General features: G+C 62.9%; 23 protein-coding genes. 19 read left to right on the forward strand and 4 right to left on the reverse strand.

The features are described 5' to 3' along the window. The first annotated feature begins 11 nt into the window (after positions 1–11). Positions 12–1928 carry an asparagine synthetase B family protein gene (locus GCN75_RS27735; RefSeq protein ID WP_226941613.1) on the forward strand — a complete coding sequence of 639 codons (1917 nt, stop codon included), beginning with the start codon at positions 12–14 and terminating at the stop codon, positions 1926–1928. On the opposite strand, the gene GCN75_RS27740 is transcribed toward GCN75_RS27735, so the two are convergent. Together GCN75_RS27740 and GCN75_RS27745 are read right to left on the reverse strand one after the other, a co-directional pair. Further along, positions 1837–2772 (reverse strand): polysaccharide deacetylase family protein, encoded by a 936-nt coding sequence (locus tag GCN75_RS27740; RefSeq protein WP_152285218.1) that lies wholly within the window; start codon positions 2770–2772, stop codon positions 1837–1839. The genes GCN75_RS27735 and GCN75_RS27740 overlap by 92 nt on opposite strands. After that, positions 2769–4061, reverse strand: coding sequence for a putative O-glycosylation ligase, exosortase A system-associated (locus GCN75_RS27745; RefSeq protein WP_152285219.1), 1293 nt, complete (start codon positions 4059–4061; stop codon positions 2769–2771). The genes GCN75_RS27740 and GCN75_RS27745 overlap by 4 nt, the downstream gene beginning before the upstream one ends. Positions 4062–4207: 146 nt before the next feature. On the opposite strand from GCN75_RS27745, the gene GCN75_RS27750 reads away from it, so the two are divergent. The 7 genes from GCN75_RS27750 (at position 4208) to GCN75_RS27780 (ending at position 14110) form a co-directional block, all read left to right on the forward strand. Next, positions 4208–6292 carry a glycosyltransferase gene (locus GCN75_RS27750; protein ID WP_226941610.1) on the forward strand — a complete coding sequence of 695 codons (2085 nt, stop codon included), beginning with the start codon at positions 4208–4210 and terminating at the stop codon, positions 6290–6292. A gap of 18 nt (positions 6293–6310) precedes the next feature. Further along, on the forward strand, positions 6311–7780 hold the full coding sequence (locus tag GCN75_RS27755) for a lipopolysaccharide biosynthesis protein (protein WP_152285220.1): 1470 nt from the start codon (positions 6311–6313) through the stop codon (positions 7778–7780). A 36-nt stretch (positions 7781–7816) separates the two neighbouring features. Then, a complete protein-coding gene (locus tag GCN75_RS27760; RefSeq protein ID WP_193317691.1) occupies positions 7817–8890 on the forward strand; it encodes a glycosyltransferase in 1074 nt (357 codons plus the stop codon). Further along, positions 8880–10472: an MBOAT family O-acyltransferase gene (locus tag GCN75_RS27765; protein ID WP_152285222.1), complete on the forward strand. Its 1593-nt coding sequence runs from the start codon at positions 8880–8882 to the stop codon at positions 10470–10472. Before GCN75_RS27760 ends, GCN75_RS27765 begins: the two co-directional genes overlap by 11 nt. A gap of 2 nt (positions 10473–10474) precedes the next feature. Further along, positions 10475–11665: a hypothetical protein gene (locus tag GCN75_RS27770; protein ID WP_152285223.1), complete on the forward strand. Its 1191-nt coding sequence runs from the start codon at positions 10475–10477 to the stop codon at positions 11663–11665. Positions 11666–11828: 163 nt separating this feature from the next. After that, on the forward strand, positions 11829–13019 hold the full coding sequence (locus tag GCN75_RS27775) for a hypothetical protein (protein ID WP_152285224.1): 1191 nt from the start codon (positions 11829–11831) through the stop codon (positions 13017–13019). Between the two features lie 86 nt (positions 13020–13105). Beyond that, entirely contained in the window at positions 13106–14110 is a 1005-nt protein-coding gene (locus tag GCN75_RS27780) for a 2-hydroxyacid dehydrogenase (protein ID WP_152285225.1), read from the forward strand. Here GCN75_RS27780 and GCN75_RS27785 read toward each other — a convergent pair. Further along, a complete protein-coding gene (locus GCN75_RS27785) occupies positions 14099–14461 on the reverse strand; it encodes a TfoX/Sxy family protein (protein WP_152285226.1) in 363 nt (120 codons plus the stop codon). The two genes, GCN75_RS27780 and GCN75_RS27785, sit on opposite strands and share 12 nt — an antisense overlap. A gap of 133 nt (positions 14462–14594) precedes the next feature. Between GCN75_RS27785 and GCN75_RS27790 the strand changes: the two genes are divergently transcribed. From GCN75_RS27790 to GCN75_RS27840, 11 genes are all read left to right on the forward strand, one after another. Continuing rightward, positions 14595–14828 carry a hypothetical protein gene (locus GCN75_RS27790; protein ID WP_152285227.1) on the forward strand — a complete coding sequence of 78 codons (234 nt, stop codon included), beginning with the start codon at positions 14595–14597 and terminating at the stop codon, positions 14826–14828. Continuing rightward, positions 14825–15286 carry a MepB family protein gene (locus tag GCN75_RS27795; protein ID WP_152285228.1) on the forward strand — a complete coding sequence of 154 codons (462 nt, stop codon included), beginning with the start codon at positions 14825–14827 and terminating at the stop codon, positions 15284–15286. The genes GCN75_RS27790 and GCN75_RS27795 overlap by 4 nt, the downstream gene beginning before the upstream one ends. Before the next feature lie 97 nt (positions 15287–15383). Next, the gene (locus tag GCN75_RS27800; protein WP_152285229.1) at positions 15384–15737 is read left to right on the forward strand and encodes a hypothetical protein; all 354 of its coding nucleotides are present in this window, start codon (positions 15384–15386) and stop codon (positions 15735–15737) included. 157 nt (positions 15738–15894) lie between these two features. Further along, positions 15895–16662, forward strand: coding sequence for a toxin-antitoxin system YwqK family antitoxin (locus GCN75_RS27805; protein ID WP_152285230.1), 768 nt, complete (start codon positions 15895–15897; stop codon positions 16660–16662). 314 nt (positions 16663–16976) lie between these two features. Further along, the gene (locus tag GCN75_RS27810) at positions 16977–17999 is read left to right on the forward strand and encodes a cyanobactin maturation protease PatG family protein (RefSeq protein WP_152285231.1); all 1023 of its coding nucleotides are present in this window, start codon (positions 16977–16979) and stop codon (positions 17997–17999) included. A gap of 369 nt (positions 18000–18368) precedes the next feature. Then, on the forward strand, positions 18369–19466 hold the full coding sequence (locus GCN75_RS27815; RefSeq protein WP_226941611.1) for a serine hydrolase domain-containing protein: 1098 nt from the start codon (positions 18369–18371) through the stop codon (positions 19464–19466). A gap of 265 nt (positions 19467–19731) precedes the next feature. After that, on the forward strand, positions 19732–20127 hold the full coding sequence (locus GCN75_RS27820; RefSeq protein WP_152285232.1) for a VOC family protein: 396 nt from the start codon (positions 19732–19734) through the stop codon (positions 20125–20127). Between the two features lie 242 nt (positions 20128–20369). After that, positions 20370–20783 carry a hypothetical protein gene (locus GCN75_RS27825; protein WP_152285233.1) on the forward strand — a complete coding sequence of 138 codons (414 nt, stop codon included), beginning with the start codon at positions 20370–20372 and terminating at the stop codon, positions 20781–20783. Positions 20784–20876: 93 nt separating this feature from the next. Then, on the forward strand, positions 20877–21356 hold the full coding sequence (locus GCN75_RS27830; RefSeq protein WP_152285234.1) for a DUF4188 domain-containing protein: 480 nt from the start codon (positions 20877–20879) through the stop codon (positions 21354–21356). Positions 21357–21773: 417 nt separating this feature from the next. Beyond that, positions 21774–22517, forward strand: a complete 744-nt coding sequence (locus tag GCN75_RS27835; RefSeq protein ID WP_152285235.1) for a DUF3944 domain-containing protein — start codon at positions 21774–21776, stop codon at positions 22515–22517. A gap of 10 nt (positions 22518–22527) precedes the next feature. Then, positions 22528–23397, forward strand: a complete 870-nt coding sequence (locus GCN75_RS27840; RefSeq protein WP_152285236.1) for a hypothetical protein — start codon at positions 22528–22530, stop codon at positions 23395–23397. Here the strand turns inward: GCN75_RS27840 and GCN75_RS27845 are convergent. Continuing rightward, positions 23365–24827, reverse strand: a 1463-nt coding sequence (locus tag GCN75_RS27845; RefSeq protein ID WP_226941612.1) for a phenylacetate--CoA ligase family protein, incomplete at its 5' end; no start/stop codon positions are given. The genes GCN75_RS27840 and GCN75_RS27845 overlap by 33 nt on opposite strands.

Consider the following 24827-nt stretch of genomic DNA (forward strand, 5'->3'; position numbering starts at 1 on the left):
CGGGCGGTGCCGTGCCGGCACCGTGCGCTGGCCTGGGCGGCGGCGCGGCGACCAATGGTGCGGCGCAGGCCGCGCTGGCCAGCATGGCGGCGCCCCTGTCGCGTTTCGATGGCGCGCCGCTGGCCACCAGTCTCGGCGAAGTGGGCGGCGTGGCCGTGGCCGCCATCGATGGCAGCCGCCATATGTACCAGCAAGATGGCTTGCAGGTGGCCATCTGGGGCCGGCCCGTGCTCGACGGCTCGGCCGACGACGTGGCGTGCCGCCTCGCTTCACTGTGGCTGAGCAGGGGCGTGGCCGCCTGCGCCAGCCTGTCGGGACCATTCGCGCTGGCCATCCTCGACGCCTTTTCCGGCTCGGCCCTGCTGGCCGTGGACCGCGCGGGCATGCATCCGCTCAGCTATGCGAGCAATGCGCAGGGCCTGTTCTTCGCGTCCTCGCTGGACGCCTTGCTGGCCCATCCGTCCGTGCGGGGTGCGCTCGATCCGCAAGCGCTGTATCACTACCTGTATTTCCACATGGTGCCCGGCCCGGCCACGGCTTACCTGGGCCAGCAGCGGCTGCTGCCCGGCGAATACCTGCATGTGCGCGGCGGCAAGCAATGCAAGGGCAGTTACTGGCAGCTTGCCTTCCGGGAACCGGCAGCGTCGCGCGCATCGTTTGCCGCCAACAAGCAGGAATTCCTGCGCCTGCTGCGCCTGGCCGTGGAAGGCAGCTTGGGGGCGGATGGGGCGGACACGGGTGCGTTTCTCAGCGGCGGCACGGACAGTTCCACCCTGGCCGCCATCATGGGACAAGTGACGGGCCGCCCCGCGCGCACGTATTCGATCGGCTTCGACGTGCCCGGCTATGACGAAATGGCGTATGCGCGCCTGGCCGCCAGCCATGCGGGCAGCATCCACCATGAGCGCTACGTGACACCGGGCGACGTGCTGGCCGCCATTCCCGCCATGGCGGCCATCTTCGACCAGCCTTTCGGCAATGCCTCGGCCATTCCCGCCTTCTACTGCGCGCAGATGGCGCGCGAGGATGGCGTGACGCGTCTGCTGGGCGGCGACGGCGGCGACGAATTGTTTGGCGGCAATGAGCGTTATGCGCACCAGGCCTTGCTGTCGCAGTACGAGCGCGTGCCCGTGATCTTGCGCCAGGCCATCATCGAGCCGCTGCTGTTCCGTGTGCGCACGGGCAAGCCGTGGCGGCTGGGCGACAAGGCGCGCCGCTATATCGAGCAGGCGAGCCTGCCGCTGCCCGCCCGCCTCGACAGCTACAACCTGCTGCTGCGCCATGGCCACCGCGCGGTGCTGGAAGCGGGTTTCATCGACACCATCGATCCGGGCATGGCGCCCGGCTGCATGAATGGCGCGTACTGGGAGCGGCAAGGCCAGGGCTTGAGCCAGATCAATGAATTGCTGGCGCTGGACATGCGCTTCACCCTGGCCGACAACGACCTGTTCAAGGTACGCAAGGCGTGCGAGCTGGCCGGCGTGGAAGCGGCCTTTCCCTTCCTGCACGATGCGATGGTGGCGTTTGCCACGGGCCTGGCGCCGCGGGACAAGCTCGACGGCATGCGGCTGCGGCCTTTCTTCAAGCGGGCGCTGGCGGACATCCTGCCGCCCGCCATCGTGCGCAAGAAAAAGCACGGCTTCGGCTTGCCTTTCGGCCTGTGGCTGCACAGCCATGCGCCGCTGCGCGAGTTTGCGTTCGATAACCTGACGCAGCTGCGGGGGCGGGGCATCGTGCGGCCCGCCTTCATCGACGATTTGCAGGGGCGCTTGCTGGCGGAACACCCAGCCTACCACGGCACCATGGTGTGGCTGCTGCTGATGCTGGAACAGTGGCTCAGCCAGCATCCGGGCGCGCTGGGTGCGCTTGCCGGCGGTTTTGCCGCATGCGCCACAGAAACGCCAGGCGTCCTCGATCCCACGGCGTAAAACGGGGCAGCTGCAGCAGGTCCAGCCCCGCGCCGGGGCGCGCCACGCCCCAGTCCGTGGCCACGGCCGCCTTGAAACCGAGGCGCTTGACCATCGCCACGTGGCGCGCGCCATAATCGCGTCCGGCCTTGCCGTTCGGATACGCAAACAGGGTGACGGGTGCCTGGATCAGGCTTTCCAGCTGGCGCTTGCCGTTGGCGATGTCGAGCTGGGCGGCCCGCTCCGGCAGGGTGGACAGGATAGGGTGGCTGGCCGTGTGCGCGCCCAGGCCCATGCCCGCCGCCTGCAGCTGGCGCAGCTGGGCCGTGCTCAGCATGGCTCCCGGGCCCGCCGCGGCGCCCGCCTGGCGGCGGATCTGTATGGCCATCTGCTGGCGCCGGGCGAACGGCAGGTATTTGAGCCGGCCCAGCAAGGTGGCGATGGCCGCCTGCCGCTGCGCCAGGCTGGCGATGGGCACGCTGCCCAGGCCGTGTTCGCGCAGGTCCAGCACGGGGCCGGCCGCGTGGCGCATGGCGTCGATCACCGTGTCGTTCCACATCTGTCCGCCGTCCAGGTAGCCCGTGGCGATAAAGAACGTGGCGTGCAAGCCATGGCGCTGCAGCAGGGGCAGGGCTACCTGCGCGTTGTCCGCATAGCCGTCGTCGAAGGTGATGCAGGCGGCGCGCGGCGGCAGGCTGCCATCCTGCAGCCGCTGCACGGCCTCGGCCAGCGGCAGCGGCGCATAAAAACGCTGGATAAGGCGCAGCTGGCGTTCGAACAGGCGCGCCTCGACTTCATGGGGAAACAGGGGATCGGGCCGGGCCAGCACGCGGTGGTAGATCAGGATGGACAAGGTGGCCGTCATGGCTGCTCCGCGATGGCGGCTGCGGGCTTGGCCGGGCGGGCGGAGGGCGTGGCCGCCCGTACCTGCCGCTCGACGACGATGCGCGTGGCGATCAGGGCCGCCATCAGGTAATACGGCATGTCGAAATACAGCAGGCTGAGGAAGGCGCCGCCCACGGCAAAACCGATCAGGCTGGCCTGGCTCATGGTGGCCAGGCCGTGCGCCCAGCGCAGTTCGGGCTTGCCCCGCGTGCGGCGGATGATGACGGCGGCCGTGCGCCACGTGGCGATGCCCAGCGCCAGGTAAAGGACGAGGCCGACGAAGCCGTGTTCGCCCAGCGCCTGGAAATAGATGCTGTGCGCCGCGTGCACATCCATGGGGTTCGGCGCGTAGCGGGCAAAGATGCTGGCATCGGAAACGTCGAAGCCGCCGCCCAGGAAGCGGTCGCGCGCCAGGTTCCACGCCATGCGCCAGGCGTTCAGGCGCCCCATGGCGGAGACATCGTCTTCGTAGGTATTGATGGTATCCATGCGATCGGCCCAGCGCTCGGGCATGAAGGCCAGCAGCAGGGGCGTGACGGCCGCCAGCAGCGCGCCCAGCACCAGCTTGCGGTCGCTTTTCAGCCACATGAACAGGCCCATGGCGGCGATGGCCAGCAGGGCGCCGCGCGAATACGAGCCCAGCGCGGACAGCGCCGACAGCAGCATGGCCGCCGACAAGCCACGGCGCACCCAGCGCTTGTCCGAGTTTTGCTGCAGGTAATACATGAGGGGGATGGTGATGATCAGGGCCAGTGCCAGCGCGTTGTTATCGCCAATAAACGTTTCCTCCGGTCCCCAGACACGTTCCGTGCCGCCGCTGCGGATGGTAAAGATGCCGCCTTTCACGCCGTAATAGCCGAGCGAGCCCACCAGCACCCATACGAGGCGCACGATGTCGCGCTGCGTGCGTATCACCATCATGATCACAAAGCTCATCAGCATGATCTTCATGACCTTGTTCCACTGCACCCACGACGATTCCGGCAGCAGGGCAAACGCGGCCGTGACATTCATCCACGCGACGAACAGCAGCAGCAGCACGCTGATGGGCGTGAGCGGCAGGCTTTTCGGTTCGCGCGTCATCAAGAGGCCGACCATGGTGGCGATGGCGATGATGAAGGCAAACGGCATGTGGGTGGCAAAGCCCCAGGCTTGCGTGTGCGGATTCATGACGCTGACCCAGACCCACATCAGGCCGCCGGTGGCCGGCGACTTCAGGATGAAGGGCAGCGAACCCAGGATGATGACGGTGATCACGATGTCGCGCATGACGGGGGACGCTCCTGGTTTAGCCTGCCTGGTATTGATGCCTGTCAACGGGCTGGCGGTCAGGCTCAGTACACTGGGTCAACACTGTCGAGTGTTGGTGAAACTGTCAATTAGTTTTGTCATGGTAAGACCAAGGAGGCATGTCCTTGTTGACCGTTCTCATGGCGACCTACAATGGCGCCGACACCTTGCCCCAGGTATTGCGCGCCTACATGGGCTTGCATCCGCCCGCGGGCGGCTGGCGCCTGGTCATTGCCGACAATGGCAGCACCGACGCGACGGCGCAGGTGATCGCCGCCTTCCGCGGCCGCCTGCCTTTGAGCTCGGTCTACGTGGCGCGGCGGGGCCGCAGTCCCGCCCTCAACGGCGCCGTCGAGTACGCCTTGCGCCGCAGCGGCGATGGCAGCGAGCTGTTCGTCTTTGGCGACGACGACGCCATGCCCGCGCCCGACTGGCTGTGCCGCCTGCAGGCGTGCGCGCGCAGCCATCCCGGCCATGCGCTGTTCGGCGGCGCCATCGTGCCCGCCTGGCGGGAAAGGCCCGCGGACTGGCTGCTGCGCCTGACGCCGGTAGGCTTGACGTGGGGCATCACCAGCCCCGGCCTGCGCGACGGTCCCGTGTATCCGGGCCTCGTGTGGGGCGCCAACATGGCCATCCGCCGCCGCATCTTCGAGACGGGCGCCCGCTATGACGAAAGCATCGGCCCCCAGGGGCCCAGCTATGCGATGGGCAGCGAAACCAAGCTGAACCTGGATATGTATCGGTCCGGCAACCCTTCATGGTTCTGTCCGCAGGCCAGGGTAGCCCACATCATCCGCGTGAAGCAGGTGCAGCGCGACTGGATCTTGCGGCGCTCTTTCCTGTTTGGCCGGGGCCAGTGCCGGCTGGTGGTGCCGGCGCCCAGCGTGGAATGGCTGGGCGTGCCCCGCTGGATGCTGGGCCGCTACCTGCGCGACGGCGTGGCCGCCCTGCGCGCCTGGCTGCGGGGCGACCGCGAAACGCTGTTCCTGCGCAGCTGGGAAATGGCTTCGCTGCACGGCTATTTCTATGAGGCATGGCGCGGACGGCGCAAACGCTTGCCGCGCGTCCTCATCACCAGCTATTCCGGCGAGCTGGGCGGCATGGAGCTGCGCATGGCGCAGGAAGCGCACATGCTGGACAAGGCCGGCTTCGACAGCGTGCTGGCGCTGCGCCGCTTTCCCGGCTCTGCCGCGTGGACGCAGGGCTTGCGCCAGCAGAAACTGCAGGTGGAAGTGTATGAACCGCCCCTGTTCGTCGAGCATTGGGCGTGGCGGCGCTGGAATCTGCTGCGCGCCAGGATCACGGGCGCCTGGCGGCTGCGGCGGCTGCGGCCCGACCTGGTGCACGTGGCATTTTGCTGGACCACCTATGGCGCTTCCATCCTGTGGCTGGCGCGGCAGTGCCGCCTGCCGGCCGTCATCAGCGTGCACAACGCGTTTCCCCTGGAACCGTTCAGCGGCTGGCAGCGGCCCCGGCTGCAGGAAGCGTTCCGCGCCGTGAAGGGCGTGTATGCCGTGTCGCCGTCGGCCATGCGGCATTTCCTCGACCTGTACCGGGGCATGCTGGCGCCGCAGACGCGGCTGGCCGTGATACCGAACGGCGTCGATACGGACGCCTTCATCGTGTCGCCCGAGCGGCGGCGCCTGGCGCGCCAGCAGCTGGGGCTGCCACCGGACGCCCTGGTGATCGGTTCCGTGGCGCGCCTGTCCGCGCAAAAGCGGCCGCAGGCCTTGCTGGCCATGTTCATCCGCCTGGCCAGGCAGTTCCCCCGCCTGTATCTGGTGTTGGCGGGTACGGGACCGCTGGAAGCCATGCTGCGCGAGCAGGTGCAGGCGGCAGGAATGCAGGAGCGCGTGCTGCTGACGGGATTCCAGCCCCGCATCGAACTGCTGATGCCCGCCTTCGACCTGCATTTGCTGCTGAGCAGGAATGAAGGCTTCGGCATCGCCACCATCGAGGCGATGGCCTGCGGCGTGCCGGCCTTGGGCACCGACGTGCCCGGCACCAGCGACATCCTGCGGGGCAGCGGCGGGGGCCTGCTGCTGCCGCTCGACGACGAAGACGCGGCGTGCCGGGCCGTGGCGGACCTGCTGCGCGACCCGGCGCGGCGCCGGCGCATGGGACGGCAAGCCCGCCTGGAGGCAGAACAGCATTATTCCATGCAGCGGCTGGAACGGCAGCTGCGCCAGTTCTATGCCGGCCTCGTGTAGCGCCAGGAGCCGCCCCGCATGAATGCCACGCGCCATTCCTTCTTCTTTTCCTTTGCCGAAAAATACACGGTGCTGCTGCTGAGTATTGTTGCCACGATGATCCTGTCACGCCTGCTGACGCCGGCCGAGGTGGGCGTGTATTCGCTGGGCGCCGTGCTGGTGGCCATGGCCCAGGTGGTGCGCGATTTCGGCGTGGGCCAGTACCTGATCCAGGAAAAGACCCTGACGACGGAAAAACTGCGCGCCGCCCTGGCCACCAGCCTCGTGGTCGCCTGGCTGCTGGCGGCACTGGTGCTGGCCGCCAGCGGCCCGCTTGCGCGTTTCTACGCGGAACCGCGCCTGCAACTGGTGCTGCAACTGTTGTCGATCAACTTCCTGCTGATACCGTTCAGCGCGCTGACCTTGCCCCTGCTGCGGCGGCAACTGCGCTTTCGCGCCATCTATGCGATCAACGCGGCCAACAGCGTCACCAACCTGCTGGTGGGCGTGGGCATGGCGCTGCTTGGCCACAGTTACATGAGCCTGGTGGCGGCCGTGCTGGCCGGTTCCATGGCGTCGTTGCTGACCAGCCTGGTCGTGCGTCCCCGCGAACTGCCATGGCTGCCGGGGCGGCGCGGCGTCAAGGCCATCGTCTCCTTTGGCGCGTATGCGACGGGGGGCGGGCTGGTGGACGAGGCGGGCGTGGTGGCGCCGGACCTCGTCATCGGCAAGATGATCGATATCGAAAGCCTGGCCCTGTTCGGCAAGACGCAAAGCATGCTGAGCATTTTCAACCAGGCCATCACCAGTGCCATCTCGCCCGTGGTGTTTCCCCTGTTTGCGGCGCGCGACCGCGAGGAGGGCGGGGCGGGGCCCGTGTATGTGCGCACGGTCAGCTATATGACGGCGCTGGCCTGGCCCTTTTTCCTGTTTCTCGCCTGCATGGCCTTGCCCCTCGTCAAAGTGTTGTATGGACCGCAATGGAGCGCTTGTACGCCCTTGATACGCATCATGTGCCTGTCCTCGGCCGTGTATAGCATATTCAGCATGGCCCGCTACCTGTTCGTGGCGACGGGCCGGATGCGCGTGCAGGCGGGGCTCGATGCCTGGGCGGGCGGCCTGAAAGTGGCGGCGCTGCTGCTGGCGGCGCCGTTCGGGCTGGTGGCCGTGGCCTGGGCCGTGGTGTTCAGCACCCTGTTGCGCAGCTGGCTGATCTACCGCTGCCTGCGGCGCTTCAGCGGTCTCGACTGGCGCGTGCTGCTGCCCACCTTGCGCAAGAGCCTGGCCCTGTGCGCGATCAGCAGTCCGCCGCCGCTGTGCATGCTGCTGTGGATGCCGGCAGACATGCCGCATGCGATCCCGCTGCTGGCGCTGGCAGGCACGGCGCTGGCGACCTTGCTGTGCTGGATAGGGGGGATTTTCCTGTTGAAACATGAAATCGCCGCCGAGTTTGTTTTAGTGCAACGCAAGCTGCTGGGCCGCTGGCTGGCCGTCAAATCGCTGCACTGACGGCTTTCAGGGGCGCGGAGGCAAGAAAGGGTGACCATGCGTGTCGGTATCTTGTCCTATCCCATGCTGTTTCAGCGCGACGGCGGCTTGCAGGTCCAGGTGCGCGAAACCCTGGCCGCCCTGAACCGGCTGCCGGCACACCGGGCGCGGCCCCTGACGGTGCAGCTGGTGGATGCCAACCATGAACGGCTGGCCGATTTCGACGTGCTGCACGTGTTCTCGGCCAGCAACGGCACCTACCGCATCGTGGAAACGGCCTGCGAGCTGGGCGTGCCCGTGGTGCTGTCGCCGCTGCTGGCGCCCAGCTGGAACCGGGGCAGCGCCTGGCGGGCCCGGCTGGCCGACCGGCTGGCGGGGCGCCTGACGGAATGGATGGTGCAGACGAGCTACGCGCAGACGCGGCGCGCCCTGCATCTGGCCAGGCTCGTCATCGCCTTGGGCGAGGCCGAGCGCGACGCCCTCGTGCACGGTTTCGGCCTGGCGAGCGAGGCGATCCACGTGCTGCCGAACGGGATCAACCCGCATTTCTTCACGGCCAATGGCGATCTGTTCCTGCGCGAGACGGGCATCGCGGGGCCGTTCGTGCTGATGGTGGGCAGCATTTCACCGTATAAGAACCAGCTGGGCCTGGCCCAGGCGCTGCTGGGGGCGGGCCTGCCCCTGGTGCTGATCGGCGCCGCGCCGCGCGAACAGCAGGCCTACCTGCAGCAGTTGCTGGACTTGCCGCACGTCAGCTGGCTGGGCGCGCTCGACCATGCCGATCCGCTCCTGGCCAGCGCCTACCATGCGGCGGCCGTGGCGGCCTTGCCCAGCCAGGGCGAAGTGTTTCCCCTGAGCGTACTGGAAGCGCTGGCGGCCGGCACGCCCGTCGTCATGACGGCGCAAAGCGCGCTGGACTTGCCCGATTCCGCGTTTGCGCTGCGCAAGGTGCGCTGGGACGACGGCGCCGCGCAGCGCCAGGCCATTCTCGAACTGCTGGCGCTGCCGCCCGAGCGGGCCCGCGTGCGCGCGCTGGTGGAACGTTTTACGTGGGAACGGGTGGCGGCCCGGATCGCCGATTGCTACCACCAGGTGCACACGCTGGCGGAACGGAGGACCCATGCTGTTTAATTCCTTTGCCTTCCTGTTTGCCTATCTGCCCATCGTGCTGGCCGGCTATTTCCTGCTGGACCGCTGGATTTCCCCGCGCAACGGAGGCGCCGCGTCCGCCGCCAGCTGGCGCCGCCTGGCGCCCGCCGTGTGGCTGGCGGGCGCCTCGCTGTTCTTCTATGCCTGGTGGGATGTGCGCTACCTGCCGCTGCTGCTGGCCTCGATCTGCGTCAACTACGGCGCCGGGCGTTTGATGGGCGGCAGCGCGGGCGCGGCCCGCAAGCGCGTGCTGGCGGCAGCGCTGGCGCTGAACCTGGGCTTGCTCGCGTATTACAAATATGCGAATTTCTTCATCGACAGCGTGAATGCCATCGCGGGACTGGCTGGCGCTGGCAGCCAGCCGTGGCACGGCCTCGACATCATCTTGCCGATCGGCATCTCGTTTTTCACGTTCACGCAGATCGCCTTCCTTGTCGATTGCTACCGGGGCGAGGTGCGCGAGTACCGTTTCATCCATTACGTGCTGTTCGTCAGCTATTTCCCCCACCTGATCGCGGGCCCCGTGCTGCACCACCGCGACATGATACCCCAGTTCGCGGACCCGGCCAACGCCCATCCGCGCGCGGCCAATTTTGCCGTGGGCCTGTCGATCTTCACCATCGGCCTGGCCAAGAAGGTGCTGATCGCCGACAACCTGTCGCCGCTGGCCATTCCCGTCTTCGCGGCCGGCGCGGAACCGACCCTGATCGAAGCGTGGATCGGCGTGCTGGCCTATACCTTCCAGCTGTACTTCGACTTTTCCGGCTATTCGGACATGGCCATCGGCCTGTCGCGCCTGTTTGGCGTGAAATTGCCGCTGAACTTCAACTCGCCGTACAAGGCGGCCAATATCGCGGACTTCTGGCGCCGCTGGCACATGACCTTGTCGCGTTTCCTGCGCGACTATCTGTATATTCCCCTGGGCGGCAGCCGCCATGGCGAGGCCATGCGCTACCGCAACCTGATGCTGACCATGCTGCTGGGCGGCCTGTGGCATGGCGCGGGGTGGACCTTCGTCATCTGGGGCGGCTTGCACGGCCTGTACCTGGTGCTGCAGCAGGCGTGGCAGCGCGCGTTCGGCGCGGCGCCGGGGTACCGATGGCTGCGCTGGTGGCCGATGTGGTGGTCCAGTCTGCTGACCTTTCTTGCCGTCATGCTGGCCTGGATCTTCTTCCGCGCGCCCGACGTGGCCACGGCCTGCGATATCGCGGGCGCGCTGGTGGGGGCGAACGGCGTGAGCCTGCCGCGGGGCCTGGCCAGCCATGGCGCCAGCCTGGCGCAGTGGGGCTTGCATCCGGCCTTCGGCGGCATCCGCTGGATCGAACTGGCGGGGCCCGGCTTGCCCGTGCTGCTGGGCGCCATGCTGCTGGCCTTCCGGGCGCCGAATACGCAAGAAATATTCTTTCTCTACGAGCCTGCCATTGAACGCATATTTCAACCGCAAGGACGCTGGGCCTTCCGCTGGCGGCCCTCGCGCCGCTGGAGCGTGGGCATGGCCGCGCTGTTTGTCGCCTGCGTCTTCGGCATGAACCGGGTCACCGAATTTCTTTATTTCCAGTTCTGACGATGGACACCGCCGCCCGCCGCTACCTCGCCAGCTTTCTCGCCTGCGCCTTCATCGTGCTGGGCTCAATCTCGTTCCTGAATTACCAGGTCGATCCCTATTTGCTGCACCAGTGGGACAGTCCCTTGGTGCAGCGTCCGCGCCAGCTCAATGAAAAGCTCGGCGCCTGGGCCAAGACGTATGCCGTGGCGCGCTACCGGCCGGCCGTCATCTACATCGGCAATTCGCGTACGGAAATGGGCTTGCCGACGGCGGTACGCGCCTTGTTCGATGGCAAGAGCATCTTCAACAGCGCCGTGTCGGGCGCCTCGCTCGGCGACGCCATCCGCCTGGCCGAGCATGCGGCCAGGGTCAGCCCCGTCGAAACCATGGTGTGGGGCATCGATGCGCCCACTTTTTCCCTGAAGATGGGGGCGGCGCGCGTGGAAGACAGCCTGACGGGCGCCAGGCACGGCTTTTTCGCCCAGCGCGCCCTCGTCAACCTGAAGCGGGGCCTGACCCTGGACATGACGGAAGACAGCGTGCGCATCCTCACCGGCCATGCTGGCGACGTGTGCCGCTCCAACCTGGCCGCGTATGGGCAGCGCGACGAAACGTGCACGCTCGCGGGCATGCGCCACTGGCTGGGCACAAGCGACGCCATTCCCGTGCGGCTGCAGGAATTTGGCGATGGCCAGGGGCCGACACCGCCATCGACGCCCGCGCTCGACGCCAGCATCGGCAAGCTGTGCCGGGGCGGCGTGCGCCTGCGCCTGTACATCAACCCCACGCACGCGCTGACCTTGTACGCGCTGTACTGGCGCGGCAAGTGGGATGCCATGCAAGCGTGGCAGCGCGGCCTGGTCCAGCTGGTCGAGCGCCACCGCCGCCAGGGCTGCGACGTGCGCCTGCACGACTTTTCCGGCTTCAACAGCATCACGACGGAAGCGACCCCGCTCGTCAGCGGCAAGCCCGACATGCATTACTACTGGGAAGTGTCGCATTACCGGGACAATGTGGGCCGCCTGATCCTGGCGCGCCTGTTCGGCGGCACTACGCTGCCGCCGGCCGATTTCGGCGTGGAGCTGACGCCAGCCAATGTCGGCTCCCATCAGGCGGCCATGCGCGCGGCGCGCGAGCGCTACCGCGTGGAACACGCGCGCGAGACGGGCTATGCGCAGCGGGTGCTGGACGGGCCGCTGATCAGGCGGTGAAGGGCGACGGGCAGGGCAGCGGCCATCCCCGCTTGCCATTGCCAGGACCATGCCGCCAACAAGGAGGAGCCATGCTGTGTCATCCGTTCCCGTTCCAGTCCGCCGCCGGCATCTGCGGCATGCAGCGGGTCACCGAATTTTTTATCTCCAATGAACGCTGACCATGGATACCTGCGCCCGCCGCTACCTCGCCATCTTCTGCGCCTGCGTGCTGACCGCGCTGGCCCTCGTTTCCGCCGTCAATTACCGCGTCGATCCTTATTTGCTGCACCAGTGGGACACGCCGCTGGTGCAGCGCCTGCGCCCCACGTATGAAAAGCTCGCCGTGTGGGGCAAGACGTATGCGGTGGCGCGCTACCGGCCCGCCGTCGTGTACATCGGCAATTCGCGCACGGAAATGGGCTTGCCCACCAGGGTGCACGCCTTATTCGATGGCAAGAGCATCTTCAACAGCGCCGTGTCGGGCGCCTCGATCGGCGACGCCATCCGCCTGGCCGAGCATGCGGCCAGGGTCAGCCATGTCGACACCATCGTCTGGGGCATCGACGCGCCCTCGTTTTCGCTGGAACTGGGCTCGGCCGGCGTGGAACCGGGCTTGACGGATGACGGCCCCGCGTTTTTTGCCCGACGCGCCTTGCTGGACATCAAACGCGGCCTGACCGTGGACATGACGCGCGACACCTGGCGCATCCTCAGCGGCACCTATGACGGCGCCTGCCTGTCCAGCCTGGCCTTGCATGGCCAGCGCGACCAGTCCTGCCTTACCGTCCGCAACCATGGCTGGGCCGGCACGGCCCGTTCCTTCACGCCGCGGCTGCAGGAGTTCGGCGACGGCCTGGGCCCCACCGGGCCCGCGCTGCACGCGTTCGACGCCAGCGTCGGCAAGCTGTGCCGGGGCGGCACGCGCTTGCGCGTCTACATCAATCCCACGCACGCGCTGACGCTCGACGCCCTGTACTGGCGGGGCAAGTGGGATGCCATGCAGCAATGGCAACGGGACCTGGCGCAGCTGGCGCAACGCCACCGCAGCCAGGGCTGCGACGTGCGCGTGTACGATTTTTCGGGCTTCAACAGCATCACCAGCGAACCGATCCCGCAGGTGACGGGCGCGCGCGACATGCGTTACTACTGGGAGGCGTCGCACTACCGCGACAATGTGGGTCACTTCATCCTGGCGCGCCTGTTCGGCGGTCCGTTGCCGCCGCCGGCGGACTTCGGCGTCGAGCTGACGGACGCTAACATGACGGCTCACCAGGCGGCCATGCGCGCCGCGCGCGAGCGCTACCACGCGCAGCACGCCGCGGAAACGGCCTATCTGCGCCATGCATTGACCTTGCCCCGCGAACCCAAATAGGATGACGTGGCACCAGGCGTACGCCGTGAGGCAGGGCGCTTGCGCTATGATGTAGTTTTGCCATCCAGCAAGTTCCGGGACTCATCATGAAAATCGCCTTCTTTGCCAGCCAGCCCTACGACCGCCGTTTCTTCGATGAAGCCTTGCCGTCCCAGCCCGACGCCGCCGGCATCGAACTGGTGTACCACAGCGCCTTGCTGAGCCAGGAAACCGTGATCCTGGCGCAAGGCGCCGATGCCGTCTGCGTCTTCGTCAACGACGTGCTCGACGCGCCCGTGCTGGAAGCCCTGCATGGCTATGGCGTGCGCGCCATCCTGTTGCGCTGCGCCGGCTACAACAACCTGGACCTGGAAGCGGCGAGACGCCTGGGCCTGTTCGTTGCCCGCGTGCCAGCCTACTCTCCGGAAGCCGTGGCCGAATACACCCTGGCCCTGGTGCAGACCCTGAACCGCCACACGCACCGCGCGTATGCCCGCGTGCGCGAAGGCAATTTCTCGCTGGACGGCTTGCTGGGCGCCACCTTGCACGGCAAGACGGTGGGCATCGTCGGCACGGGCAAGATCGGCCTGGCCACGGCGCGCATCTTCAAGGGTTTCGGCTGCACGGTGCTGGGCCACGACCCGTATCCGGCGCCCGCGTTTGCGCAACTGGGCACGATGGTGGAGCTGCCGCAGCTGCTGGCCGAATCCGACATCGTCTCCCTGCATTGCCCATTGATGGAAAGCACGCGCCACATGATCAGCGAAGCAACGTTACCGCTGATGAAGAAGGGCGCCATGCTGGTGAACACGTCGCGCGGCGGCCTGATCGACACGGGCGCCGTCATCGAGGCGCTCAAGTCGCGCCAGCTGGGCTCCCTGGCCATCGACGTGTATGAGCAGGAAAGCAATCTGTTCTTCCAGGACCGCTCGTCCGACATCATCGACGACGATATCTTCCAGCGCCTGATGACCTTCCCCAACGTGCTGGTGACGGGCCACCAGGGCTTCTTCACCATCGAAGCGCTGCGCGAGATCGCCGCCATCACGTATCACAACCTCGCTTGCTTCCGCCAGGGCAAGGCGTGCGAAAACAGCGTCTTAGCCGGCTGACGCAGCTTTTTTGGGCTTGGGCGGCGGCTTCGGTTTCGGCAGCGGCAAGGCATCGGCCGTGCGCCGCGCCAGCTGGCTGAGCCAGTCGCGCTCGTCCCACAGCCCGCCATCGATGAGGAAATAGGGCTTGGCTTGCGGGTAGGGCGGCGCTTCCTGCGGCGTGCCCTGCATGCTGATCCAGGCGCGGCCCGCATCCGTCGGCTTGATGAACAGCTGGTCGTCGGCGACGATGGCGAACATCTTGCCATCGCAATACAGGCCGTATTCGCCAAACATCTTTTTCGCGCTGACGCTGCCCGCGCCTGCCATCTGGTCGAGCAAAAAATCCACGGTGCCTTGCTGAGATGCCATGTCGTCCTCCCTGTGAGGGGGCCAGTGTAACGCAAGCCTGCGCGCCGGCGGGCTTTTTGCAGTGCCGCTCTGGCCAGCGGGCAATGCTGCGGCTACACTACGGCCATGATTTTTTTGCATTGACGATACTGCCATGACACCCGAGCTGATTATCCACCGCGGCATCACCATCGCCACCCTGGCCGCCAGCCAGTCCGTGGACGCCCATTGCGCGCCCGGCCACACGGCCATCCGCGAGCAGGACGACGGCTGGTGGCTGTATTTTGTCGACGAAGACGGCACCGTCGACGGCTACGACAGCCCGTTCGCCAGCCACGCCGAAGCGCTGTGGGCGGCCAAGGCCGCAGCCGAGTTCAGCGCGCAATGAAGGCCAGTCCATGGGCCTTCCTGGGATTGCCGCAAGCGCCCGTGCCGGAAGCGGAAAGCGCGGAATACGGCGCCTGCCGCGCCACCTTGGATGGCAAGCGGCTGGTCTTGCGCGTGGCGAAAACCACGCCGACGAAAACCGGCCAGTTCGTCACGGCCTGGAAACGCCCCCATCCCGATGCCGAGATCGCCCCGCTGGACGAAGCGGACCCCGTTGATTTCCTCGTCATCGCCGTCAGCGACGGCGCACAGCACGGTTTTTTTATCTTCTCCCGCGCCGTGCTGATCGAGCGCGGCGTGATGTCGCGCACCAGCGCCGGCGGCAAGCGGGCGCTGCGCGTCTATCCGCCCTGGTGCGCCCCCGCAGCCGCCCAGGCCCTGCGCACGCAGCGCTGGCAGGCCGGCTGTTTTGTGGCGGCAGGAGACCAGCGCAGGCTGGAACAGCTGCTCGGGCAGTGATTGTTGCCGTTGGCCTTGGACGTAATCTGCGTCTTGCTGAAGCATTCCAATCGTCCGCTATCGGCCAGCACCCGTCGTTGAGTTCATCGAGAAAAACATGGAAAATATTCTTCGCCACATTCACGAGGGCCACTTCCGGGTCATCGAAGAGTTCAACGCCGCATTCGCTGTTCATGGCGGTTCAAGAAGTGCGTTCTCTGACAGTTTTTCGAAAGAAATTACTGAGAGATATCTTGCGGGTTCGATTGACTTCGACATTGCTGATTGTGCGATGAATGCACTATCCGCCTGGACGCCACTTGAAGATTTTCCTTCCTACTCCTGGGCGGTGTACCAAGCCTTTGATGAAGGAGAGTATATGCACCCAGGGCAAGTCATCGGTAGCAATGAAGATGTATATACTCGTCCTTTGTTGCGTAAAGCAATGTCGGATTTCCATCCTCTGGATTGATAACGCGCCGCTGATGATTGCATAGCCTGGCCTGGCGACAGGATTTGAGAGCCTGTTCTGGCGCGGAACCAGGCAGCGCCGGCAAGCGGCCACAAGTGGTCATCGAAAAGCACTCCTCCGTGAAGCCGGCCAATATGACAGAGTGACTTGATGAGAGATGTACTTGAAGAAAAACCGGAATTTGATACGCATGGCGCTGGGTGCCGTGCTGCTGTGGCCAGTCGTGGCGCAGGCCGATATTATTCAGCGAAACGTGTTTACAGCTATTTCTAACGAACAGGATAGCGAAGGCGCCGATGTGCTGACCGTGGCGGAAGCCACGGCCTGCGGCGGCAATCGGCTGCGCATCAAAGAGGGGATGCTGGAAAACAAAGATGAGTATGCGAGCCTCAGACCCGCACTCGCCGAGCGCATCCGTGATAAGACAGCAATGGTCGTGACACTGTTTGGCTGCCCTGTCGGGAAGACCGGCGAGCAGGCCGTTCCGTTTGCGCGCCTGATTGCCGGCTGCGGCCCGGGCACCTGTGCCGACGGCAAGGCGCGCCTGTACCTGGACGAACAGCTGATGCCGCAGGTCAAGCAGCGCTCGCCTTATGTGCTGGTGCTGCCCTTGCCCGTAGCCGCGTTGCCCGGTACCTGGAAGGTGGAGATTTTCGATACCATCAAGAGCGATCTGGTGCGTATCTCCGGACAGACCAATGCAGCCGATTTTGTTTCAGGCAAGATGGTGGGCGGTTACCGCCTTTATGATCGGGATGGCAACATCGAATCGCAGGTAGAGCAAGATGAGCTTGGCCGCGAACATGGCATAGCGACGACGTATTTCAGCAATGGCAAGCTGGAATCGCGGGGGCAATGGCGCGATGGCCTGCCCGTGGGTGTACACAATAATTACCATCCCAACGGTAAGGTAAGCATTCGTTAGGTTTACAGCGACAAGGGCGTGCTGCTGAGCACCCAGCAGTTCACCGAGCAAGGCGCGCCGGTGTATGCCGATGGTCAGAAGTCGAAAAAATGAACTGATGCGGTGCGCGACGCTCCGGGAGTAGGTAGCGATGTAGCAGCGATGCACGGCGCCCAGGAATTCCTGTTCGCTTTGACGGTGGCGAGGGTGGCTGTTGCGTCCGGTGGTGCCCATCGAAAGTTTTTCAATTATTAACATGCTGTGCCTGTCCATATGGCTGTGTTCGGCCAACAGCTGACCATAACGAATTCATACCTTCTGATGGAGAAAATAGGATGAACGATGAACAAGGAACGCCGGACGACAGCGCCTGTATGGATGCGGCACCGATGGCAGGCCAGGACCTGGTGGCACAATCTCCTAGGCCAGCGATAGCGGAAGTGGCCCCGATGCGGGCATTGAGCGCCGATGCCAGCAACCAGGGCGGGATCGCTGCGCCGGCCGCGCGCGGTTGGCAGGCATCCGACAAGTCGCTGATATATGCGTTTGGCAAGATCGGCTATGACTTCGGAACCCAGGCCCGCATGGATAGTTTTTTCCAGTTGATGGGACCCGATCACAGCCCGTTCAATACCGAACAATTGCTTGATTTCCTCGCAAAACGCGAAGCCGAAACGCGCATGCTGATTTGGACCTTGAATGTCGATCTGACGCCGGTGTACGCGCTTGAACCAGGCGAGCCATTCTCTCGCGACACGTATGCGCTGCTGATCGGTGCACTGGAAGGCCAGGTGAGGGGGGAAGGCGACGCCGGTTATATCGCGCGAGTCGCCATCCCCGGCTATTTGACGGGGAAAAAGGTGCGGCTGTATTCGGGCCAGGTGGTGCCTGTCGTGTCGGTACCAGCGCGCGCGATCTATTACTGTGACGTCAATCAGATCATAGAGGGCGCAGTCAAGGCGGTGGCCGCCAACCAGGCAGCTCAGCAAGTGGATAAATTGCGCATCGGCTTGCGCGAATGTCTGAACCGGATCTACTGCAGCGTCTGCAACCTGGGCATGTGGTCGTCCGACCGGGCCACGAATTTTGTCGCTATCAATGCCGCCCAGATCGTCACGGCACTCACACAAGATCTGCTCGCCGGCAGTAGCGGCGGCATCCGACAGTTGGCCCAGATCGCCGTCGAGAAAAGTTCCTTCTGCCGCGTGGATTCCGACTGCTGGGACGTGAAACTGGCTTTCTTTGATCCGGAAAATCACCGCCGTCCCATGCGTATCGTCTGCTATACCATTGATGTCAGCAATGTCATGCCGGTCACGATAGGGGAGCCGAAGTCGTGGGAAGCGAATATTTTCTGACATTCCAGCAATTCTCGCTGATGAAAGTCGTGCGTCTGACCTGAATGCCCGCCTGCGCTGCAGAGACTAATACCGCGCTCAAGCCAAAGCTGCTTGAGTTTCGGCGCTTATATCGACCTGGCCGGCAACTGAACGCCTGCCGGTGCGGTCAAGCAAGGCGTTCGCGGACGGCACGAGTCTGCGGGCGAGAATGGCGCGAATGCGCCAGGTATTTTTTGCTAGCCTGGGGGCGCACTCACTGATAGGCTTGCACATGCAAGATGGTCAACACGTCAAGTCTTGCCAACCGTGTCGATGCCTGGCTGGATGCCCAGGTTTTGCAAGCTGGCCTTTCCCTGGATATAAGCAAGCAACCCACAAGACCTCCCCATGAAAACTTCTGATGCTCACCGCAAAACGTTTTTTTCACCAAGAATACTGGCGGCTTCTTTTCTGTTGATGATGTCCACATGCGCGCATGCCCAAGTGGGCGGCCATTCACATGGGGAACAGGCTGATGACTACTCTGCCAGAATTGATCGTTTAATAAAGAAAACGAGTCCACGAAGTTTTAATGGCGTCATTCTCGTCACGAAAAATGGGAAAACACAATATTCAAAAGCTTTCGGCTATGCGGATTTTGAAAATAAAATACCGTTAAAGCCGGACGATAATTTCAGGATCATGTCGAATAGCAAGCAGGTCACGGCTGTATTGATATTGAGGGAAGTCGAAAAAGGAAAAATAGACTTGCACAGTCCCGTTAGAAAATACTTGCCCGACTTGCCGCAGGCCTGGGCCGACACGGTGACGGTGCATCAACTGCTCAATTTTTCGTCTGGCATCACGGAAATCGACAAGCCGCTGAGCTTCAAGCCCGGAACGGATTTCTTATATGGCGTAACAACCTATACCATGCTGGGCAGTATTTTTGAAAAAACAAGCGGGAAAACGTATATCGAGGCAGCAAATGACTTGTTCAACGAACTGGGGATGAAGAACAGCTTTTGCTATGAGGAAAATAAAGAGAATAAGGTTATCAATGGCTATGTGAATTCAAAAAATGCCTACACATTGAAGGAGCATCCAGCCCAAGGCGAATACTGGATTGGCTTCATTCCAGCAGGTGGCATTGTTTCAAACGCAAGAGACTTGACTATCTGGGATGAAAAACTGCACAAGGGAAGAATTTTGAGCCCGAAAGCTTATAAGCTGATGACCAGTTATGATATATCCAGTCAGCATGTCGCTTTCGGTGATGAAAAAAAGGGTTATGGTTATGGCGTGTATGTCAGTGATACAACGCCTGTGAAATATATCGGCCACTCGGGAAAAGGCCTGGGGTTTGCTTCTATTAAGGTCTATTTTCCTGAAAAAGATGTGGATGTTGTTGTTTTGGAAAATCAATATAGCGAAGACAGCGGCCTTCATTACTATTTTGAAAGAAAAATCAGGGAAATAGTAACGAGTAGCAGTCTTGTGAGATAGTCAGGGCCGGCTTGAATAGCAGTTTCGCGCGGCGAACGGCAGCAGTCGGGCAATAGCGGCAGGTCAGGACGATGTTCAGCCTGAATTGCACTGCCAAGATGCGCCTGCTAGCATCGTTTGCATTCAACGCAACGACTACCTGGAGATTACAGTGACGGCATATGCTGCCTTCACGCAGTCCTGGACTGTGGATGGCATCTGAATCTCCGGCAAGCTCACCGGCCCGACACTTTTGCTTCATTTAGTCAAATACAAAGGTGAATTGATGCAATTATCCAATTATCTTTTCTTTACTACCAGCTGCGAACAAGCCCTGACGTTCTACGCGCAATGCGGGCTTGGCAAGATAAGCGATGTCGCGCGATTTGGTGTCGATGGCATGCCGGTCCCGAATGAATCGATGCGCGGGAAGATCATGCATGCGCGATTCGAGGGGCCAGGTGTGTTGTTCTTTGCTTCTGATAATGATGATGCGGAGCCCATGCGCGGGTCGGCACATATTTTGCAAATGAATGATAAACAATTAACGAAACAGCTTTTTGACAAACTGGCCGATAACGGTGTGGTTACGACACCTCTCGCCACACAAGTGTGGGGCGATTACTACGGTAAATTGACCGACCAGTTTGGTGTTCAATGGATGTTCAATTGTTCGGCCTGAATTACTTTTGCTGACAGTGGACAGGTCTGGTGTCAGAAAATGGCCAGGAACGCAAAAAGTCCCAGGACCTGGGACGAAGGCTGGCACCAACTTTTGGCCATGGGGCGCGTGGTAACGTGCATCACGGATAGTGACGAAAATAAGGTCTTTGGTTACTGCCGAGGGCGCTTGAATAATGATGCGATGGACGCATTCCAGCCAGAGACGGCCCGACGTGGGCATCGGGTAATCACTGAAAATGAATGCAAATGTTGAATACGAGATTTTTTGATGCGATTGCATCTGCGGTGGACTTGGATGACCCTGCGGAACAATTTTTGGCTCAGCGATTCATGATTGAGGCGATTGGAAGCGTGACGTCACAATTGCCTGAGGTTGCCAAGTCAGCTGGAGCTGTGGCGAATCGCTTCATCACTGGTGCGGCGACGGCCGAGGAAGTCATTGCCGAGCGCGTACGCCTGTGGCGAGCCATTGAAGGGCGAGACCAATCGGACAAGCCGGACGTGTTGAAAATCAGAACGGCCATCTGCGTCCTGCATCCCATGGATATTGCTAATTCTGCCGAAACATTGGAGTATTTTTTTATGTTTTGGCAGCAAGCAGGCTTGGCGCAGGCGGAGCTTGAGGCCGCTATTCAGAGCACGTATGGAATTTGAGGCGGCTGCAACTGGCCAAGAGCCGCCTGCGATGACAGCGATGGCCTTTGTCGGCTCAGAAGCGGACCATTACACCCGTTTGTAAGGAGCAGCATGATTCACCGTGAACGGCTCACCGCAACGATCGACGGCGACTTTGTCGTTTTCCTCATCGGCATGCGTCTTAATCAGCCCTGGAAGGTGCACAAGTGGTGGCCGGTTGCCGCCGCGATGCCACGCATGATCAGCGAACTGCGGCGCCAGCCCGAACTGGGCTTGCTGCATGCGGAGATGTGGTTTTCAAGGACGCTTATTATGGTGCAGTACTGGCGCTCGATGGACCAATTGATGGCCTATGCCACTAGCAGGCAGGCGGCTCATCTGCCAGCGTGGAAGGCGTTCAATCAAGCTGTGGGTACCGATGGAACGGTCGGCATCTGGCACGAAACCTTCGCCGTCGCTGCCGGGGCCTACGAGAGCGTGTATGTCAACATGCCGGCCTTTGGGCTGGGCCGTGCCGGCACTCTGGAAGCGGCGACTGGGCACAAGCATTCAGCGGCGGACCGGCTCGGCGTAGCCAAAAAGCCTGAGTAGCGCCGCAAGAAGCGTTCGCTTTGGGGCGAAAGCGGACGTACAAAGCCATGCTCGGTTCCTTAGGCGGAAAGCCTGTTCGCTGCCGGACTGATGCCACGGCGCATGCACTTCGCAGCTTGTTCATGGCAACTCACGGTCATTCGTGACAAGGCGGATGGCTTTCTGTCGCGAACGGCGGGCCAATACGCGCCGCGCCGTTCTTTTGCTCGCTTATGAGTTTCATGTTTTCAATATTTTCTTGTCCGGTGCTCTAGGCCGGAACAGATTGTCTGCATTGCCTCCATTTGCCGTCATGCGTCATGCGTCAATGACAGAATAAACTTCCCCATCGTCCTCATATAGTATTTTTCGCTTCATTTCGCCTTGTAAATTGAGCGCAATTAAAAATACAATACGAGAAAATTACCAAGGGGAAATATGGGTATCAAATATCGCGTCGATGAAGACCTCGCATTCCTGGCGTATTGCAAGGAAGAGGATTTGCGTATTCTGGCCGGCTATCTCACGCATGACAAGGATGGATCGGCGCGCATTGCCAGCGAACTTCTGGAAGATAAAGACTTCAAGCGTTACGATGGACACAAGGAGCAGTACCGGCAATGCTGGAAGTTGATTGCAGGTGAGCTGCAGCATTTCGGCGGCGACACCATCGTCAACCTGTTTCGCGGGGATGGTGTGCTTTACAAGGAAATCTTGTCGGACGTTTGCGATAACCAGAATGTCAAGACGGGAAAAAACAGCTCTGCCTATGATATGGAAAATAAGCTGCTGGAGAAATTCATCGGCGATGCATGGGAAAAACTCAGTGCGGAACAACGTGCTTCGCTGCTGAAGGAGTTTGACATCAATAAAATGTCACGCGATGGGGAAGGATTGGCCTTGCTGAAAGCGGCCTTGATGAGTGGCGGCATCGGTTCCCTGCAGATATCGGCGCTGATCGCCAGTTCCGCGGCAAGCATGTTTGCGGGACGGGCAATTGGCGTCATTGCCACAGGCGGCCTGGGCAGAAGCCTGGCCATGTTTGCCGGACCTATCGGACTGGCCGTGTCGGCGGCGCTTACTGTGCCTGCAATCAGCGGCGCCGCATATCGCGTCACTATCCCTTCCGTCGTTCAGGTCGCTTATATGCGCCGGGAATGTGAAACGCGTGATTTTTTCTAAGGAAATATAAATGTTGCAAGAAACAATATGGATCGTCGACCAGGCCAAATTGAAGCCGGTGCTGATACAGGCCTTAGCGGAAGGCAAGGCAACCATACATGACGGCGTGGCATACTGGGCCGAGGGCAGCGGCGGGTCCGGCATCATCCAGCATCTTCCGTTCAAGGAAAGTGCCACCATGAGCGTGGAAGAAGCGCTGAAAATGGCGCAAGCGACAACAGTGGCCGCTGCGGCCGTCTCGACCGGCATTATTCTTGCCGCGATTGTGGTGCAGACAAAGTATTTGGCAAAGAAGCTGGATAAAATCCAGGCAACGGTCGACGTCATTGCGCAAGATGTGCATTCGCAGCACATTGTGTTTTACATGGATAAGATCAGCGAATATGTGGGGCAGGTGGAAGCAGCGCGAACCTTGTTGCAGGATCGGAGCCTGGCAGAGGAAATACGCGAGCTGGCCATTCCGCTGCTGACCAGAATGGCGGGGAAACGCAATGAAGTCCTGTCCTTTATCGATAATATTCTTGCCTTGGCCAATACGTCCAAAGACGTGACCCCAAAGCATTTCGCGCTGATTACCAATTTCGCCCAATTAATGCTCGACATCATGCCTGCAGGAATTCATATCGAATATCTGCTTTGCGCGCGTATCGGCAAGCTGCGGCTGGCAGAACATCTGCTGCTTGATGGCGCCGGGCGATACAACGATGGTTTGCAAATCTTCCGCAGTTTCATGAATGACTTGCATCGTGAAGTGATACGCGGCGGCGCGGGAGAGCGCAGTGACGTCTACCGCTCCGTCGAAGCGAATGCGATGCAGCTTTTCAAATCCGAGCATGGAAAAATGCTGCTATCGCTGCCCGCCGGCCGGGCTGCCAGGTAACGGCAGGCTGCCTGCCGGCGCTACCTTGCTCACCACATAGCGGTATTTGCCCGACGCTTCCGCCGCGATTTCCTCGACTTCCTCGACGGCGATGTCCACCTGCGCGCCCAGCCGGGCCTGGAAGCCGCTCACGATGGCCGTGCGCGTGGCGTCGTCCAGGCGGGGCAGGCAGACCAGCAGCACGCGCGTGCGCAGCAGGCTTTCCTGGATGATCTTGAAGCTGCGCACCTGCGGCAGTTCGCGCACGATGTAGACGAGGGCCAGGCCGTGCATGACGGTGCCGTCATGCGCCGTGAGGAAATCCGTGCTGCGCCCTTCGATCTTCTGCAGCAGGGGCAGGCCTCGGCCGCAGGTGCAGGGCTGCGTGCCCAGCGCGCCCACGTCGCCCGTGGCGTAGCGGATGAACGGGTAGTCTTGCGTGGCCAGGTGGGTGACGACGATTTCGCCCGTGGCGCCTGGCGGCAGCGGCTGGCCCTGGCCATCAAGGATTTCCACGATGACGTCTTCGGCCGTGATGTGCATGCCGCCGTCCGGGCATTCGTGGGCGATGAAGCCCGCGTCGCGCCCGCCGTAGCCGTTGGCCACGGGGCAGCCGAAGGCGGCGGCGATCTGCGCGCGCTGTTCGTCGTACAGGCGTTCGGCCGTGACGAACGCCACTTTCACGCCCAGGCCGTCGAGCGGCAGGTCGCGCGCGCCAGCGTGGCTGGCGATGCGGCACAGGGCCGACGGGTAGCCGAACAGCATGCGCGGACGCCAGCGGCGCAGCTGCTGCACGTAGCCATCGAGGCGCGCGGGCGACATGGAAAAGGCGGGCAGCAGGGTGGTGCGCAGCAGCGCATCGCGCAGGCGGCGCACGCGGTCTTGCGCGTGCAGCTCGATGGGCGAACCCCACAGCACGGCTTCGCGGTCGCCGATATCGACGCCCCACCAGCGCGTGGCGCGCCACTTGGCGGCAATGTCGTGGCTGATGCGGCGCCGGCCCAGGAAGAACTGCAGCGGTTCGCCGCTGGAGCCGCCCGTGGCGAACGGGCGCAAGCCCACGGCGCGGGCGGACTTGAAGCTGTCCCGCGCGCTCGCAATATCCAACTTGCGCAGCAGCGGCAGGCGGGACAGGTCGGCCAGCTGCCGCACCTGTTCCGGGTCGAAGCCGCAGCGGGCGAACAGGGCGCGGTAGTAGGGCACGTGGTCGCCCGCATGGCGCAGCAGCGCGCGCAGGCGCGCCAGCTGCCACTGCTGCAGCTGCTGCGCGCTCCACCACTGCGAGCGTTCCAGGCGGCGCAGCAGGCGCGCGCTGTGGTGACCCTTGAACCATTCATGCAGGGGAAACAGCCAGCGGGCGACGCAGCGCGTATAGGCGCCCGGGCGCGGCGCAGTGCGGATGCGGCGGTAGTGCGCGGCCAGCCTGGGCGCGACGCCGGCCCAGCCGAAGG

This window comes from Janthinobacterium violaceinigrum (genome assembly GCF_009208555.1).
Lineage (GTDB): Bacteria > Pseudomonadota > Gammaproteobacteria > Burkholderiales > Burkholderiaceae_D > Janthinobacterium > Janthinobacterium violaceinigrum.